The sequence below is a fragment of the Streptomyces sp. NPDC048623 genome (assembly GCF_040650755.1).
Lineage (GTDB): Bacteria > Actinomycetota > Actinomycetes > Streptomycetales > Streptomycetaceae > Streptomyces.
Genome location: NZ_JBEZHV010000040.1, coordinates 12,436 through 25,989 on the forward strand (window position 1 = coordinate 12,436; position 13,554 = coordinate 25,989).

The window sequence follows — 13,554 nt, forward strand, 5'->3', positions numbered from 1 at the left end:
GCCCTCAGGGTCGTACAACCGATCGAGCTGGGCGTCAGCCGACGGACACGAGGTCGCAGACGAAGATCAGCGTCTCGTTGGGGCCGATCTTGCCGCCGGCGCCACGCTCGCCGTACGCCAGGTGCGGCGGGATGACCAGCTGGCGGCGGCCGCCGACCTTCATGCCCTGCACACCCTGGTCCCAGCCCGGGATGACCTGGCCGACACCGAGCCGGAACGGCAGCGGCGCGCCGCGGTTCCAGGAGGCGTCGAACTCCTCGCCGGAATCGAAGGACACACCCACGTAGTGGACCAGGATGTTGTCCCCGGCCTTGGCGACGGCGCCGTCGCCCTCCCAGATGTCCTTGATCTCCAGGTCGGCCGGCGGCTCGCCGCCCGGGAAGTCGACCTCGGGCTTCTCGATGCTCACTGCAGTGTGCTCCTCTGAACCTATGAACCGCACAGACGATGATCTGTGCGACCCGGACAGTCTTACATCTTCGCCAGGATGTCGACGGAGAACACGAGCGTGGAGTTCTTCGGGATGCCCTGCTTCTCCTGGTCGCCGAAGGCCTCCGACGGCGGCGCCACGATCAGGATCCGGCTGCCGACCTTCTTGCCGGTGATGCCGTCCTTGAGGCCCTTCAGGGTCAGCTGGTCGAGCGGGAAGTTCGCCGGCTTGCCCGTGGTGTAGGTCGAGTCGAAGACCTTGCCGTCCTTCCACAGGGCGGCGACGTAGTTCACGACCACCGTGTCGGTGTTCTTGACGACCTCGCCCGTGGACTCGAGGACGTAGTTGGAGACCAGCTTCGTCGGCGGGTCGACCTTCGGCACGGTCAGCGAGGGCTGCTTGCCGTCGGTGTTGACACCGACCTTCGGCAGGTCCTTGTTGTCCTGGGCCACCTCGGTGCCGGTGGCGGACTTCGGGATGGTGACGGCCTTCAGGATGTCGACCACGAACACCAGCGTCGCGTTCGGCTTGATGTCGCCCTGGCCCTGCGCGCCGTACCCGAGCTCCGGCGGGATGCCGATCTCGACGCGGCTGCCGACCTTCTGGCCCTCCAGGCCCTGGTCCCAGCCCTGGATGACCTGGCCGGCGCCGAGGGTCAGCTGGAAGGGCTCCTTCCGGTCGAAGCTGTTGTCGAAGGGGGTGCTCTCGTCCCACTCCTGACCCAGGTAGTTCACCGACAGCGCGTCGCCCTTCTTGGTGACCGCGCCCGTGCCCTCGCTGATGACGTTGACCTTGAGGGACTTGGGCGGGTCGCCCACACCCTTCGAGAGGGTCGGCTTCTCCCCGAACTTCTCCCCCGCGGTGATGGCGGGAAGCCCGTTCTTCATCGAACCGGAATCGGAGCCCTTGTCGTCGCTGCCGCAGGCCGCTGTGGTGAGCAGCAGAAGCGGGACGACGAGCAGGCCGGCAAGTCGGCGCACTAGTTCCTCAGATCTCAGACGGCACAGTAGTTGTCCGGACACTCTAGGGGACCCTTCTGTGCAGCCGTCGGCCCCGCACGCGAGGCGTGCGGGGCCGAGTGCGCGGACCGCCGTGCGTCCTACATTCCGGCGATCAGCTTTTCCACCCGGTCGTCGACCGAACGGAACGGGTCCTTGCACAACACGGTGCGCTGCGCCTGGTCGTTGAGCTTGAGGTGGACCCAGTCGACGGTGAAGTCCCGGCGCTGCTCCTGGGCACGCCGGATGAAGTCGCCGCGCAGCCGCGCGCGCGTGGTCTGCGGAGGCACCGACTTGCCCTCGAAGATCTTCACGTCGTTGCACACCCGGGCCGCCTGACCGTTCTTCTGGAGCAGGTAGTACAGGCCGCGGCGGCGGTGGATGTCGTGGTACGCGAGGTCTATCTGGGCGACCCGCGGGTGCGACATGGTCATGTTGTGCTTGGCCCGGTACCGCTCGATGAGCTGGTACTTCATGACCCAGTCGATCTCGGTCTCGATGCGGTCGAGCTGCTCCTGCTCGATGGCGTCGAGCGTACGGCCCCACAGCTCCAGGACCTGGGCGACGATGCCGGTGCGGATGCCGCGCCGGTCGACGAAGTCGGCGGCCTTCTCGTAGTACTCCCGCTGGACCTCCAGGGCGGAGGCCTCGCGGCCGCTGGCGAGACGGACCTTGCGCTGGCCGGTGATGTCGTGGCTGACCTCGCGGATGGCCCGGATCGGGTTCTCCAGCGTGAGGTCGCGCATCACGGTGCCCGCCTCGATCATGCGCAGGACGAGGTCGGTGGCGCCGACCTTGAGCAGCATGGTCGTCTCGGACATGTTGGAGTCGCCGACGATGACATGGAGACGGCGGTAGCGCTCGGCGTCCGCGTGCGGCTCGTCGCGGGTGTTGATGATGGGACGCGAGCGGGTGGTGGCGGAACTGACGCCCTCCCAGATGTGCTCGGCACGCTGGGAGACGCAGTAGACGGCGCCGCGCGGGGTCTGCAGCACCTTTCCCGCACCGCAGATGAGCTGGCGGGTGACGAGGAACGGAATGAGGATGTCCGCGAGCCGGGAGAACTCCCCGTGGCGGGCCACCAGATAGTTCTCGTGGCAGCCGTAGGAGTTTCCGGCGGAGTCGGTGTTGTTCTTGAAGAGATAGACGTCGCCCGCGATTCCCTCCTCGTGCAGGCGGCGTTCCGCGTCGACGAGCAGACCTTCGAGAATGCGCTCGCCGGCCTTGTCGTGGGTGACCAGTTCGACCACGTTGTCGCATTCGGGAGTTGCGTATTCCGGATGCGAACCCACGTCAAGGTACAGGCGGGCTCCGTTCCGCAGGAAGACATTGCTGCTGCGGCCCCATGACACGACACGGCGGAAGAGGTAGCGCGCCACTTCGTCAGGAGACAGTCGGCGCTGTCCCCTGAACGTGCACGTGACGCCGTACTCGTTCTCCAGCCCGAAAATGCGGCGGTCCATGTCTGAACATTACGCCTGAAGCCCTGAGCTGAAACCGGGTTCGGCCGCCCCGTTTCGATCATTTTCCGATGAGTGCGGGATGTTTTCGGCCCGTGCCCCGCCCCGGCCGGGGTCCGCGACGACCCCGCCGGCGGCGTGTCGCGAGCGCGGCGCGGAGTCCGGTCCGAGCACCCGGCCGGTGCCGAGGAGGACGAGGAAGGCGACGAAGCCTCCGATGCCGGCCACCGCGAAACCGGCCGGGGTCCCGAAGAGTTCGACGGCGGGTCCGGAGACGGCGGAACCGAGGGCGGCGCCGACGCCGAAGGTGGTGACGAGCCAGGAGAAGGCCTCGGTGACCGTACCGGCCGGTGCGTGCCGGTCGATCACGAGGAACGCGCAGGCGATGGCGGGCGCCAGGAACACGCCCGCGAAGGCCGTGAGGGCGGTCATGGCGGCCGGGCCGGGCACCAGGAGCAGCGGAAGGTAGCCGAGGGCGAGCAGCAGCACCAGGACCCGCAGCCGCCGCTCGGGCGCTCCGGCCCACTGCCGGGCCCCGTAGGCGACACCCCCGACCAGGGCGCCGAGGCCGAGGGCGGCCATCAGCCAGCCGTACACGGCCTCGTGGCCGCGGTCGTCGGCGTAGGCGACGGCGGCGACCGTGATGGAGCCGAGGGCGAGTCCGACGAAGAAGAACGAGGCGAGCAGCGCGAGGAGTCCCGGCGAGCGCAGGGCGCCCAGCCAGTGCGCCTCGCGGGGCGCGGAGCGCCAGGCGCGGGAGGGCTTGGAGAGCACCACGGACAGGGCGCCGAGGACGCCGAGCAGATTGATGACGAGCAGCGCGGCGGCGGGCGACCACAGCGAGACCAGCAGGGTGAGCAGCAGCGGTCCGACGGTGAACATGACCTCCTGGGCGACGGCGTCCAGGGCGTACGCGCGGTGCACCCGGTCCTCGCGGCCGAGCACGCTCGGCCACAGGGCGCGAAGCCCGCCCTCCAGGGGCGGGGTGAAGAGTCCGGCGACCAGGACGGCGGCGTACGCGAGGAGCAGGTTGCCGACGCCGGTGACGGCGAGGGCGGCCATGCCGAGCGCGGAGACGACCGCGGCGGGCAGCTGGACGCGGGGCTGCCCCTTGAGGTCGACGGCGCGGCCGAGGAGCGGCTGCCCGACGGCCGTGGCCAGGCCGTAGGCGGCGATGAGGCCGCCGGCCAGGCTGTAGCTGCCGCCCTCGGCGCGGGTGAAGACGGTGATGGCGACCGGGCCGGTGCCGTTGGGGAGCCGGCCGACCAGGGTGCCCGCCAGGAGGCGCGCCGCGTGCGGGGCGCGCAGGATGTCCAGATAGCCGCCGCTCGCCCTGGCCTCGGTGGCCATGTTCGCTCCCCTCCTGGGGCATGCGCCCGAAGTTTTACGTATAACGTCCTGGGTAATACGTACCATGGCGGCAGCGCGCCGGTCCACCCCGCGCATCGGGAACGGCCCCGCCACAGGAGCGGGTCCGCCACGGGAACGGCCCCGTCACAGGAACGGTCCCGCAGACAGCCGCCGCGGAGGTACGAGTGCACAACCCGCAGTCCATCGGCGGGAACCGCCCCACCAGCCGGGACGTGGCACGGGCGGCCGGGGTCTCACAGGCCACCGTCTCCCTGGTGCTCGGCGACAAATGGCGCGGCCGGGTCTCCGAACCCACCGCCGCCGCCGTCCGCGAGGCAGCCACCGCGCTCGGCTACCGCCCCAACCTCGCCGCCCGCAACCTGCGGCTCGGCCGCACCCGCACCGCGCTCCTGGTCGTCCCCGCGCTCACCAACGAGTTCTTCGCCCGCGTCTACACCGGCGCCGCCACGGTCGCCGCCCGGCACGGCTTCGGCGTGGTGCTCTACCCCTCCCCCGCCGGCGTCGGCCCCGCCCGCGACCCCTTCGCCTCCGCCCGCGCGGCCCTCGACGGGGTCATCGCCTCCTCCATGGCCACCGACGCCCTCAAGGCCTTCGGCGGCACCGACCTGCCCCTCGTCATGCTGGACAGCGACCCCGCCGACGGCGGCGCCGCCGCCCACGTCAACCTCGACATCGCCGACGGCATGCGCCAGGTCGCCCGGCACCTGCTCCACCTCGGCCACCGGCGCTTCCTGCACCTCGCCTCGGCCGTGCCCTCCTGGACCTTCGACGTGCGCGCCGACGCCCTCGCCGACACCCTGGCCGGCGGCTCGGCCACGGTCACGACCGTACGGGCCCCGCTGGACGTCCAGGGCGCCCGCGGGGCCGTCGAGCGCGCCCTCGCCGGGCCGGGGCCCCGTCCCACCGCGATCGTCTGCGACGACGACATCCTCGCGGCCGGCGCCTGCAAGGCCGCGCGGCGGCTCGGGCTACGGGTCCCCGAGGACCTCTCCGTGACCGGTTTCGACGACCTGGCGCTCGCCACCGCCGTCGAACCCGAGCTGACCACCGTCGCCCTGCCCGCCGAGCGCGTCGGCGAGCGCGGCATGGGCGCCCTGCTCGCCGTCCTGGACGGCCGCGAGCCCGAGCGCGGCGACCTGCCGGTCACCCTGACCGTCCGGGGCTCCACGGGCCCGGCACCGGCCGTCTGAGGCCCTGCCGCCGCGCGCACGAGGGCCCCGGAGCCGTACACGTGTGTACGGCTCCGGGGCCCTCGCCCTCGCGAAGTGCGGCCTACTCCTCCGTGGCCTCGTCGGCCTCGTCGGACGGGTCGTCCGTCTTCGCCACGGCCGCGTCGTCCGCCTCCATGAGGCGCTTCAGCTGCCGGCCGAGGATCCGCTTGAACTTGCGCTGCTGCGGGCGGGTGCGGTCCAGGACCGCCACCTCCAGGCGCTCCGCGGGGATCTCCCGCTCACTGCCGTTGGTGTCCCGGGACAGCGCCTGCACGGCCAGCTTCAGGGCCTCGGCGAGCGACATCCCGTCCCGGTGCCGCTGGTCCAGGAACGAGCTGATCTGCTCCGCGTTGCCGCCGACCGCGACGGAGCCGTGCTCGTCGACGATCGAGCCGTCGTGCGGCAGCCGGTAGATCTGGTCGCCCTCCGGCTCCGCGCCGACCTCGGCGACGACCAGCTCCACCTCGTAGGGCTTCTCCCCCGCGCTGGAGAAGATGGTGCCGAGCGTCTGGGCGTAGACGTTGGCCAGGCCGCGGGCCGTGACGTCGTCGCGGTCGTAGGTGTAGCCGCGCAGATCGGCGTAGCGCACGCCGCCGATCCGCAGGTTCTCGTACTCGTTGTACTTGCCGGCGGCGGCGAAGCCGATCCGGTCGTAGATCTCGCTGAACTTGTGGAGTGCGCGGGACGGGTTCTCGCCGACGAAGACGATGCCGTCGGCGTACTGGAGGACGACGAGGCTGCGGCCTCGGGCGATGCCCTTGCGGGCGTACTCCGCCCGGTCGGCCATGGCCTGCTGGGGTGAGACATAGAACGGCGTGGACACCGGCTACCGTCCCTTTCTTCCGGTCTGAAGGAGCTTCTACGAGGGTCGGCGAGCGGTCACAGCAGGGCGGCGCGCGGCCCGTCGGGCTGCTCCAGGCGCCGCTCGGTGACCGACCGGGCCAGCTGGGAGGACTCCTCCTCGGTCAGCCTGCGGAAGCCCTCATCGGTGATGACGGTGACGATCGGGAAGATCCTGCGGGCCAGGTCCGGGCCGCCGGTCGCCGAGTCGTCGTCCGCGGCGTCGTACAGCGCCTGGACGACGAGGGTGGTGGCCTGCTGCTCGGTCAGGTCGTCCCGGTAGAGCTTCTTCATCGACCCGCGCGCGAAGATCGAGCCCGAGCCGGTGGCGGCGTAGCCGTGCTCCTCGGAGCGGCCGCCGGTGACGTCGTAGGAGAAGATCCGGCCCTTCTCCCTGCCCTCGTCCCAGCCGGCGAACAGCGGGACGACGGCCAGGCCCTGCATGGCCATCCCGAGGTTGCCGCGGATCATGGTGGACAGGCGGTTCGCCTTGCCCTCCAGGGAGAGCGTGGCGCCCTCCACCTTCTCGAAGTGCTCCAGCTCCAGCTGGAACAGCTTGACCATCTCCACGGCCAGGCCGGCCGTACCGGCGATGCCGACCGCGGAGTACTCGTCGGCCGGGAACACCTTCTCGATGTCCCGCTGCGCGATCATGTTCCCCATGGTCGCGCGCCGGTCACCGGCGAGCACCACGCCGCCGGGGAAGGTCGCGGCGACGATGGTCGTGCCGTGCGGTGCCTCGACGATCCCCTCCGGGAGCTTCCGGTTGCCCGGGAGCATCTCCGGCGAGTGGTCGGCGAGAAAGTCCATGAAGGAGGACGAGCCCGGCGTCAGGAAGGCCGCCGGCAGACGCCCGATGCTACGAGGGTTGGCTTCCACGCGATTCCTTCCGGTGGGAACGACGGCCCGCCGCGGGACGCACGGGCCGATCTTGCGTACTGTGCACGGACCTTACCCGTGTCGTGGCCTGTCATCCGTCCCCGGGCCCACGGCTTTCCGGGGCTCCGGGGACGGAGAGCGACAGGCGCGCCGGAGCGGCTACTCGCCGCCCTTCTGCACGAAGGAGCGCACGAAGTCCTCGGCGTTCTCCTCGAGTACGTCGTCGATTTCGTCCAGAACGGAATCCACGTCGTCCGAAAGCTTCTCCTGGCGTTCCTTGAGGTCGGAGCTCGCCTCCGCCGTGGTCTCCTCGACCTCCTCGGTGGAACGCGTCGCCTTCTGCTGTCCGCCGCCGGTGTCCTTGGTCGCCATAAACCTCACCCCGCTCGAATCGGCCCGCTCGTGTGGGTCTGTACAAGATCAGACCCTACAAGCCGGGACTGACATCGGCCCCGCAGTTTCTGTAACGTCCGGGCACTGGTCTCATGATTCCCAGTGCCCGGGCATTTCAGCCGCGATCGGTGCCGGAAAGGACGCGGACCAGTTCCTCGGCCGTGCGGCACCGGTCCAGGAGTTCCTTGACGTGGTTACGGGTACCCCGCAGGGGTTCCAGGGTCGGGACCCGCTGGAGGGAGTCACGACCGGGCAGGTCGAAGATCACCGAGTCCCAGGAGGCGGCGGCCACGTCGTCCGCGTACTGCTCCAGGCAGCGGCCGCGGAAGTAGGCCCTGGTGTCCTCCGGAGGGCTCGTCTCGGCCCGTTCCACCGCCGGCTCGTCCAGGAGGCGCTTCATGCGCCCGCGGGCCACCAGACGGTTGTACAGGCCCTTCTCGGGGCGTACGTCCGCGTACTGGAGGTCCACCAGGTGCAGCCGGGCTGCGTCCCAGTCCAGGCCGTCGCGGCGGCGGTAGCCCTCCATGAGCTCGCGCTTGGCGATCCAGTCCAACTCGCCGGAGAGGCTCATCGGATCGTTCTCGAGCCGGTTGAGGGTGTCCTCCCAGCGCACGAGGACGTCCTTGGTCTGCTCGTCGGCGTCCGAGCCGTAGCGCTCGTCCACGTACTTCCTGGCCAGCTCGAAGTACTCCATCTGGAGCTGGACCGCGGTGAGTGTCCGGCCGCTGCGCAGTGTGACCAGGTACTGCAGGGTCGGGTCGTGGGAGACCTGGTGCAGGGTGCGCACGGGCTGGTCGACGGCGAGGTCGACGGTGATGAAGGCGTCCTCGATCATGGACAGCACCAGGGCGGTGGTGCCCAGCTTGAGGTACGTGGAGATCTCGGAGAGGTTGGCGTCCCCGATGATCACGTGCAGCCGCCGGTACTTCTCGGCGTCCGCGTGCGGTTCGTCGCGGGTGTTGATGATGGGGCGCTTGAGGGTGGTCTCCAGGCCGACCTCGACCTCGAAGTAGTCGGCGCGCTGGCTGAGCTGGAAGCCGTCCTCGCGCCCGTCCTGGCCGATGCCGACCCGGCCGGCACCGGTGACGACCTGCCGGGAGACGAAGAACGGCGTCAGGTGGCGCACGATGTCCGAGAAGGGGGTCTCCCGCTTCATCAGGTAGTTCTCGTGCGTGCCGTAGGACGCGCCCTTGTTGTCGGTGTTGTTCTTGTAGAGGTGGATCGGCTGGGCGCCGGGGAGCTGGGCGGCCCGCTCGGCGGCCTCGGCCATGATCCGCTCGCCGGCCTTGTCCCAGAGGACGGCGTCGCGGGGGTTGGTGACCTCGGGGGCGCTGTACTCGGGGTGGGCGTGGTCCACGTAGAGCCGGGCGCCGTTGGTGAGGATGACGTTGGCGAGGCCGATGTCCTCGTCGGTGAGCTGGCTGGAGTCGGCGGCCTCGCGGGCGAGGTCGAAGCCGCGGGCGTCCCGCAGCGGATTCTCCTCCTCGAAGTCCCAGCGGGCGCGGCGCGCCCGGTGCATCGCCGCCGCGTAGGCGTTGACGATCTGGGACGAGGTGAGCATGGCATTGGCGTTGGGGTGCCCGGGGACGGAGATCCCGTACTCCGTCTCGATGCCCATTACTCGCCGTACGGTCATGCGGCCCTCCTTGCCCGGCGCCGCTCCCCGCACGGTGCGTGATTCGGCGGTACCCACGAGCCTAGAGCGGCCGCGCGTCGTCGGGGAGATCGAATGCGATTCGGTGAGTGGAAAACGACGGCTGCGGATGCCCGGTTTCCGGACATCCGCAGCCGGTGCGCGTCACTACAGGTACTGACCGGTGTTGGCCACCGTGTCGATGGAGCGGCCGGTGTCCGCGCCCTGCTTTCCGGTGACGAGGGTGCGGATGAAGACGATCCGCTCGCCCTTCTTTCCGGAGATGCGGGCCCAGTCGTCCGGGTTGGTGGTGTTGGGCAGGTCCTCGTTCTCCTTGAACTCGTCCACGCAGGCCTGGAGGAGGTGGGAGACGCGAATGCCCTTCTGGTCGTGGTCGAGGAATGCCTTGATGGCCATCTTCTTGGCCCGGTCGACGATGTTCTGGATCATCGCGCCGGAGTTGAAGTCCTTGAAGTAGAGGACTTCCTTGTCGCCGTTGGCGTACGTGACCTCGAGGAAGCGGTTCTCCTCGGATTCCGCGTACATCTGCTCGACCACGGACTGGATCATTCCGTGGGCGGCGGCGTCCTTGGATCCGCTGTGCTCGGCGAGGTCGTCGGCGTGCAGCGGGAGCGAGGAGGTGAGGTACTTGGCGAAGATGTCCTTGGCGGCCTCCGCGTCCGGGCGCTCGATCTTGATCTTCACGTCGAGCCGGCCGGGGCGCAGGATCGCGGGGTCGATCATGTCCTCGCGGTTGGAGGCGCCGATGACGATGACGTTCTCCAGGCCTTCCACGCCGTCGATCTCGGCGAGCAGCTGCGGGACGATGGTGTTCTCCACGTCCGAGCTGACACCGGATCCGCGGGTGCGGAAGAGGGATTCCATCTCGTCGAAGAAGACGATGACGGGGGTGCCCTCGCTCGCCTTCTCACGGGCACGCTGGAAGACGAGGCGGATGTGCCGCTCGGTCTCGCCGACGTACTTGTTGAGGAGCTCGGGGCCCTTGATGTTGAGGAAGTAGGACTTCCCCGCGGGCTGGCCGGTCACCTCGGCGACCTTCTTGGCAAGGGAGTTGGCGACGGCCTTCGCGATCAGCGTCTTGCCGCAGCCGGGCGGGCCGTAGAGCAGGATGCCCTTGGGCGGCCGCAGTTCGTGCTCCTTGAAGAGGTCGGGGTAGAGGTAGGGGAGCTCGACCGCGTCGCGGATCAGTTCGATCTGGTTGCCCAGACCGCCGATCTTGTCGTAGTCGACGTCCGGGACCTCTTCGAGGACGAGTTCCTCGACCTCGCTCTTCGGGACCACCTCGTAGACGTATCCCGACCTGGGCTCCAGGAGCAGGGCGTCGCCGGGGCGGATGGTGATGTCGAGGAGCGGTTCGGCGAGCCGGACCACGCGCTCCTCGTCGGTGTGTCCGATGACCAGGGCGCGCTCGCCGTCCTCGAGGATCTCCTTGAGGGTGACGATGTCCCCGGCGCGCTCGAATTCCATGGCCTGGACCACGTTGAGCGCCTCGTTGAGCATGACCTCCTGGCCCCGCCTGAGCTGGTCGAGCTCGACCCCGGGGCTCACGTTCACCCGGAGCTTGCGGCCCCCGGTGAAGATGTCGCAGGTGTCGTCCTCGTTGGCCTGCAGGAAGACACCGAAGCCGGCCGGCGGCTGGGCGAGCCGGTCGACCTCCTCCTTGAGGGCCACGATCTGGTCGCGGGCCTCACGGAGGGTGTTGGCGAGCCGCTCGTTCTGAGCGGACACTCCGGCCAGGTTCGTCTGCAGCTCGACGATCCGCTCCTCGAGAATCCTCGTGTGACGCGGAGAGTCGGCGAGCTTGCGGCGCAGGACGGCGATTTCCTGCTCGAGATAGGCAACCTGGCCGGCGGGGTCCTCAGACCCTCGCCCGGGCCGGATGCCGCGGTTGATGTCGTCGTCGTGGGCTGCCACGGTCCTCACCTCCTCCAAGGGGAGCTGGACGCTTCCTGACCCTACCTGGGTGGGTGATGATTGAAACCCCTAGATCAAAAAGACTCCGGGGTGTGTCCGATCTTCACCCTTGCGCTTCCCCTCACGCCAGGGGAATACCCACCGGCGGTCATTGCAAAAGCGCCCGGTTGTATCGTCGTGGGTGGTCAACACCCGTCAGGCTTGGCCCGACTTACCCGCGCGAGGCAGAAACGGCAGGAGATATGAGCGTGCAGCAGGAGGCCCCGGTGGTGGGCGCCGCGGAGGCGCTGGAGGTCTGGATCGACCAGGACCTGTGCACCGGGGACGGGATCTGCGCGCAGTACGCTCCGGAGGTCTTCGAGCTCGACATCGACGGGCTCGCTTATGTGAAGAGCGCGGACGACGAGCTGCTCCAGGAGCCGGGGGCGACGACCCCGGTGCCGCTGCCGCTGCTGCAGGACGTGGTGGACTCCGCGAAGGAGTGCCCGGGCGACTGCATCCATGTGCGCCGGGCCGCGGACGGTGTCGAGGTGTACGGCCCCGACGCGGAGTGACGGCGCGCTGACTGCGTGGTGGCTGCATGGTGACGGACCGCCCCGTCGAGGGCGGTCCGGCCGGTCAGACGGCGCGTGCGCCGTCCTGTGCGGTGCGTACGAAGGCGCCGCCGCTCCAGCGCCACTTCACCTGTTCCCGCTGGTCGGGGCAGCAGCTGGGGACGTCGGCGGAGGAGTAGCCGAGCAGGGTCGCCTGGACGGCTCCGTCGCGTACGGCGAAGTCGCCGACGCTCTTCAGCTGCGAGGGCTCGACGAGGGTCGCCACGACGCGGGCGGCGGGGGTGCCCGCGCCCTTGCCGTGGGTGAGGACGTAGATGCCGCTCGGCGGCGTTCCGGAGCCGGCTTCGCAGTGTACGACTGCGACGGTCTCGGGGTTTCCGTCCCCGTCGAGGTCGCCGGTGGCCTTCTGGGCGACGGTGCTGGGCGCTCCCCCGCACTGCAGCGGGTAGTGGGCCGTCGCGGCGTCCGGGGCGGGCAGCGGAGCGGCGGGGGCGGCGCTCGCTCCGGCCGGGTGGGGCTGCAGCAGTCCGGCGAGGGCGACGACTCCGGCCATGGCGGCGGCGGTGGCCAGCCAGTGCACCGGCCGGGCGTGGGTGTGCGCGAGGTCCGTGACGGCGGAGGTCTGCACGCGGGGCGTCTCCTGTGAGGGGGGTGCGGAAGGCGTTCGTACGACTCCGGTGCCGCCGGCCCGCCGGGGTGCGGCACCGGGGGCGGAGGAGCCCGTGAACCGGCATGGTGCCACACGTCACAGGAGGGCGGAACAGGCGGGGTGCGGCCGGGTTCGTACGGGCCTGGACCCGGCCCGTGACACGACTCCGGACACCGACCCGCGCACGGCCCGCACATGACGGTGCCGCCGTCGGTCTCCGGCGCCCTGGGGCGGGAACTCGACGGCGGCACGCGCGCGTTGTCGGGGCGTCAGCCCCTGGGGGCGGGCCCTGCGGGGGCGTCAGCCCTTGTTGGGGCCCTCGTAGTCCTCGCCGTAGGCGCCCTTGGCGGGGCGGCGGCGGCGCATCGGGGGCTCCACTCCGTCGGCGAGCCGGCGGGCGGTGACCAGGAAGCCGGTGTGGCCGATCATCCGGTGGTCGGGGCGCACGGCGAGGCCCTCGACGTGCCAGTTGCGGATCATGGACTCCCAGGGCTGCGGCTCGGCGTAGCAGCCGAACTCGCGGATGGACTCCACGGTGCGGGCGAGCTGCGTGGTGGTGGCCACGTAGCAGCAGAGGATGCCGCCGGGGACGAGCGCCTTGGAGACGGCCTCCAGGCACTCCCAGGGGGCGAGCATGTCGAGGATGACCCGGTCGACGTCGGTGTCGGACAGGTTGTCCTGAAGGTCGCCGACCGTCAGCTGCCACGCGGGGTGCGGGCCGCCGAAGTAGCGCTCGACGTTGCCCTTGGCGATCTCGGCGAAGTCCTCGCGGCGCTCGTAGGAGTGCAGCATGCCGCTGTCCCCGATGGCACGCAGCAGGAAGGCGCTGAGCGAGCCGGAGCCCACACCCGCCTCGACGACGCGCGCGCCGGCGAAGATGTCGGCGAAGGCCAGGATCTGCCCCGCGTCCTTGGGGTAGACCACGGCGGCGCCGCGGGGCATGGACAGGACGTAGTCGGGGAGCAGGGGGCGCAGCGCAAGGTAGGCGACGTTTCCCGTGGTACGGACAACACTGCCCTCGGGAGCGCCGATCAGCTCGTCGTGGGGGAAGGAACCCTTGTGGGTGTGGAAGTTCTTCCCGGCCTCGAGCGTGAACGTGTAGTGGCGTCCCTTGGGGTCGGTGAGCTGGACCTGGTCCCCGACCTTGAAGGGCCCGCGACGGCGGGCGGCACCGGTCGGTTCGGACATGTGAGCAGCTTAT

13 protein-coding genes are annotated in these 13,554 nt (G+C 70.1%); 2 read left to right on the forward strand and 11 right to left on the reverse strand.

Annotated elements, in window-relative coordinates:
* Positions 1 to 34: 34 nt before the first annotated feature.
* The 4 genes from AB0C73_RS34390 to AB0C73_RS34405 all read right to left on the reverse strand — a co-directional run bounded on the left by AB0C73_RS34390 (position 35) and on the right by AB0C73_RS34405 (position 4,238).
* Complete coding sequence (locus tag AB0C73_RS34390; protein ID WP_362537584.1) at positions 35 to 409, reverse strand: FKBP-type peptidyl-prolyl cis-trans isomerase; 375 nt, start codon at positions 407 to 409, stop codon at positions 35 to 37.
* Between the two features lie 62 nt (positions 410 to 471).
* A complete protein-coding gene (locus AB0C73_RS34395) occupies positions 472 to 1,410 on the reverse strand; it encodes an FKBP-type peptidyl-prolyl cis-trans isomerase (RefSeq protein ID WP_362537586.1) in 939 nt (312 codons plus the stop codon).
* Positions 1,411 to 1,529: 119 nt separating this feature from the next.
* Complete coding sequence (pafA, locus tag AB0C73_RS34400; RefSeq protein WP_362537588.1) at positions 1,530 to 2,891, reverse strand: Pup--protein ligase; 1,362 nt, start codon at positions 2,889 to 2,891, stop codon at positions 1,530 to 1,532.
* Between the two features lie 9 nt (positions 2,892 to 2,900).
* Positions 2,901 to 4,238 (reverse strand): MFS transporter, encoded by a 1,338-nt coding sequence (locus AB0C73_RS34405; protein WP_362537590.1) that lies wholly within the window; start codon positions 4,236 to 4,238, stop codon positions 2,901 to 2,903.
* Positions 4,239 to 4,423: 185 nt separating this feature from the next.
* Here AB0C73_RS34405 and AB0C73_RS34410 point away from each other — a divergent pair, with 185 nt between their 5' ends.
* Complete coding sequence (locus AB0C73_RS34410) at positions 4,424 to 5,449, forward strand: LacI family DNA-binding transcriptional regulator (RefSeq protein ID WP_362537592.1); 1,026 nt, start codon at positions 4,424 to 4,426, stop codon at positions 5,447 to 5,449.
* Between the two features lie 82 nt (positions 5,450 to 5,531).
* Here the strand turns inward: AB0C73_RS34410 and prcA are convergent, their stop codons facing one another.
* The 5 genes from prcA to arc form a co-directional block, all read right to left on the reverse strand.
* The gene (gene prcA, locus AB0C73_RS34415) at positions 5,532 to 6,293 is read right to left on the reverse strand and encodes a proteasome subunit alpha (RefSeq protein WP_362537594.1); all 762 of its coding nucleotides are present in this window, start codon (positions 6,291 to 6,293) and stop codon (positions 5,532 to 5,534) included.
* Positions 6,294 to 6,349: 56 nt separating this feature from the next.
* Positions 6,350 to 7,189: a proteasome subunit beta gene (gene prcB / locus AB0C73_RS34420; RefSeq protein WP_362537596.1), complete on the reverse strand. Its 840-nt coding sequence runs from the start codon at positions 7,187 to 7,189 to the stop codon at positions 6,350 to 6,352.
* A gap of 159 nt (positions 7,190 to 7,348) precedes the next feature.
* A complete protein-coding gene (locus AB0C73_RS34425; RefSeq protein WP_030759619.1) occupies positions 7,349 to 7,561 on the reverse strand; it encodes a ubiquitin-like protein Pup in 213 nt (70 codons plus the stop codon).
* Between the two features lie 136 nt (positions 7,562 to 7,697).
* Positions 7,698 to 9,218, reverse strand: a complete 1,521-nt coding sequence (dop, locus tag AB0C73_RS34430; RefSeq protein ID WP_362537598.1) for a depupylase/deamidase Dop — start codon at positions 9,216 to 9,218, stop codon at positions 7,698 to 7,700.
* A 165-nt stretch (positions 9,219 to 9,383) separates the two neighbouring features.
* Positions 9,384 to 11,150 carry a proteasome ATPase gene (arc, locus tag AB0C73_RS34435; protein ID WP_362537600.1) on the reverse strand — a complete coding sequence of 589 codons (1,767 nt, stop codon included), beginning with the start codon at positions 11,148 to 11,150 and terminating at the stop codon, positions 9,384 to 9,386.
* A gap of 242 nt (positions 11,151 to 11,392) precedes the next feature.
* On the opposite strand from arc, the gene AB0C73_RS34440 reads away from it, so the two are divergent.
* The gene (locus tag AB0C73_RS34440) at positions 11,393 to 11,704 is read left to right on the forward strand and encodes a ferredoxin (protein WP_362537602.1); all 312 of its coding nucleotides are present in this window, start codon (positions 11,393 to 11,395) and stop codon (positions 11,702 to 11,704) included.
* 64 nt (positions 11,705 to 11,768) lie between these two features.
* Here AB0C73_RS34440 and AB0C73_RS34445 read toward each other — a convergent pair whose 3' ends face one another.
* Both AB0C73_RS34445 and AB0C73_RS34450 read right to left on the reverse strand, forming a co-directional pair.
* The gene (locus AB0C73_RS34445) at positions 11,769 to 12,332 is read right to left on the reverse strand and encodes a hypothetical protein (RefSeq protein ID WP_362537604.1); all 564 of its coding nucleotides are present in this window, start codon (positions 12,330 to 12,332) and stop codon (positions 11,769 to 11,771) included.
* A gap of 321 nt (positions 12,333 to 12,653) precedes the next feature.
* The gene (locus AB0C73_RS34450) at positions 12,654 to 13,541 is read right to left on the reverse strand and encodes a tRNA (adenine-N1)-methyltransferase (protein ID WP_362537606.1); all 888 of its coding nucleotides are present in this window, start codon (positions 13,539 to 13,541) and stop codon (positions 12,654 to 12,656) included.
* Between the last annotated feature and the right edge of the window lie 13 nt (positions 13,542 to 13,554).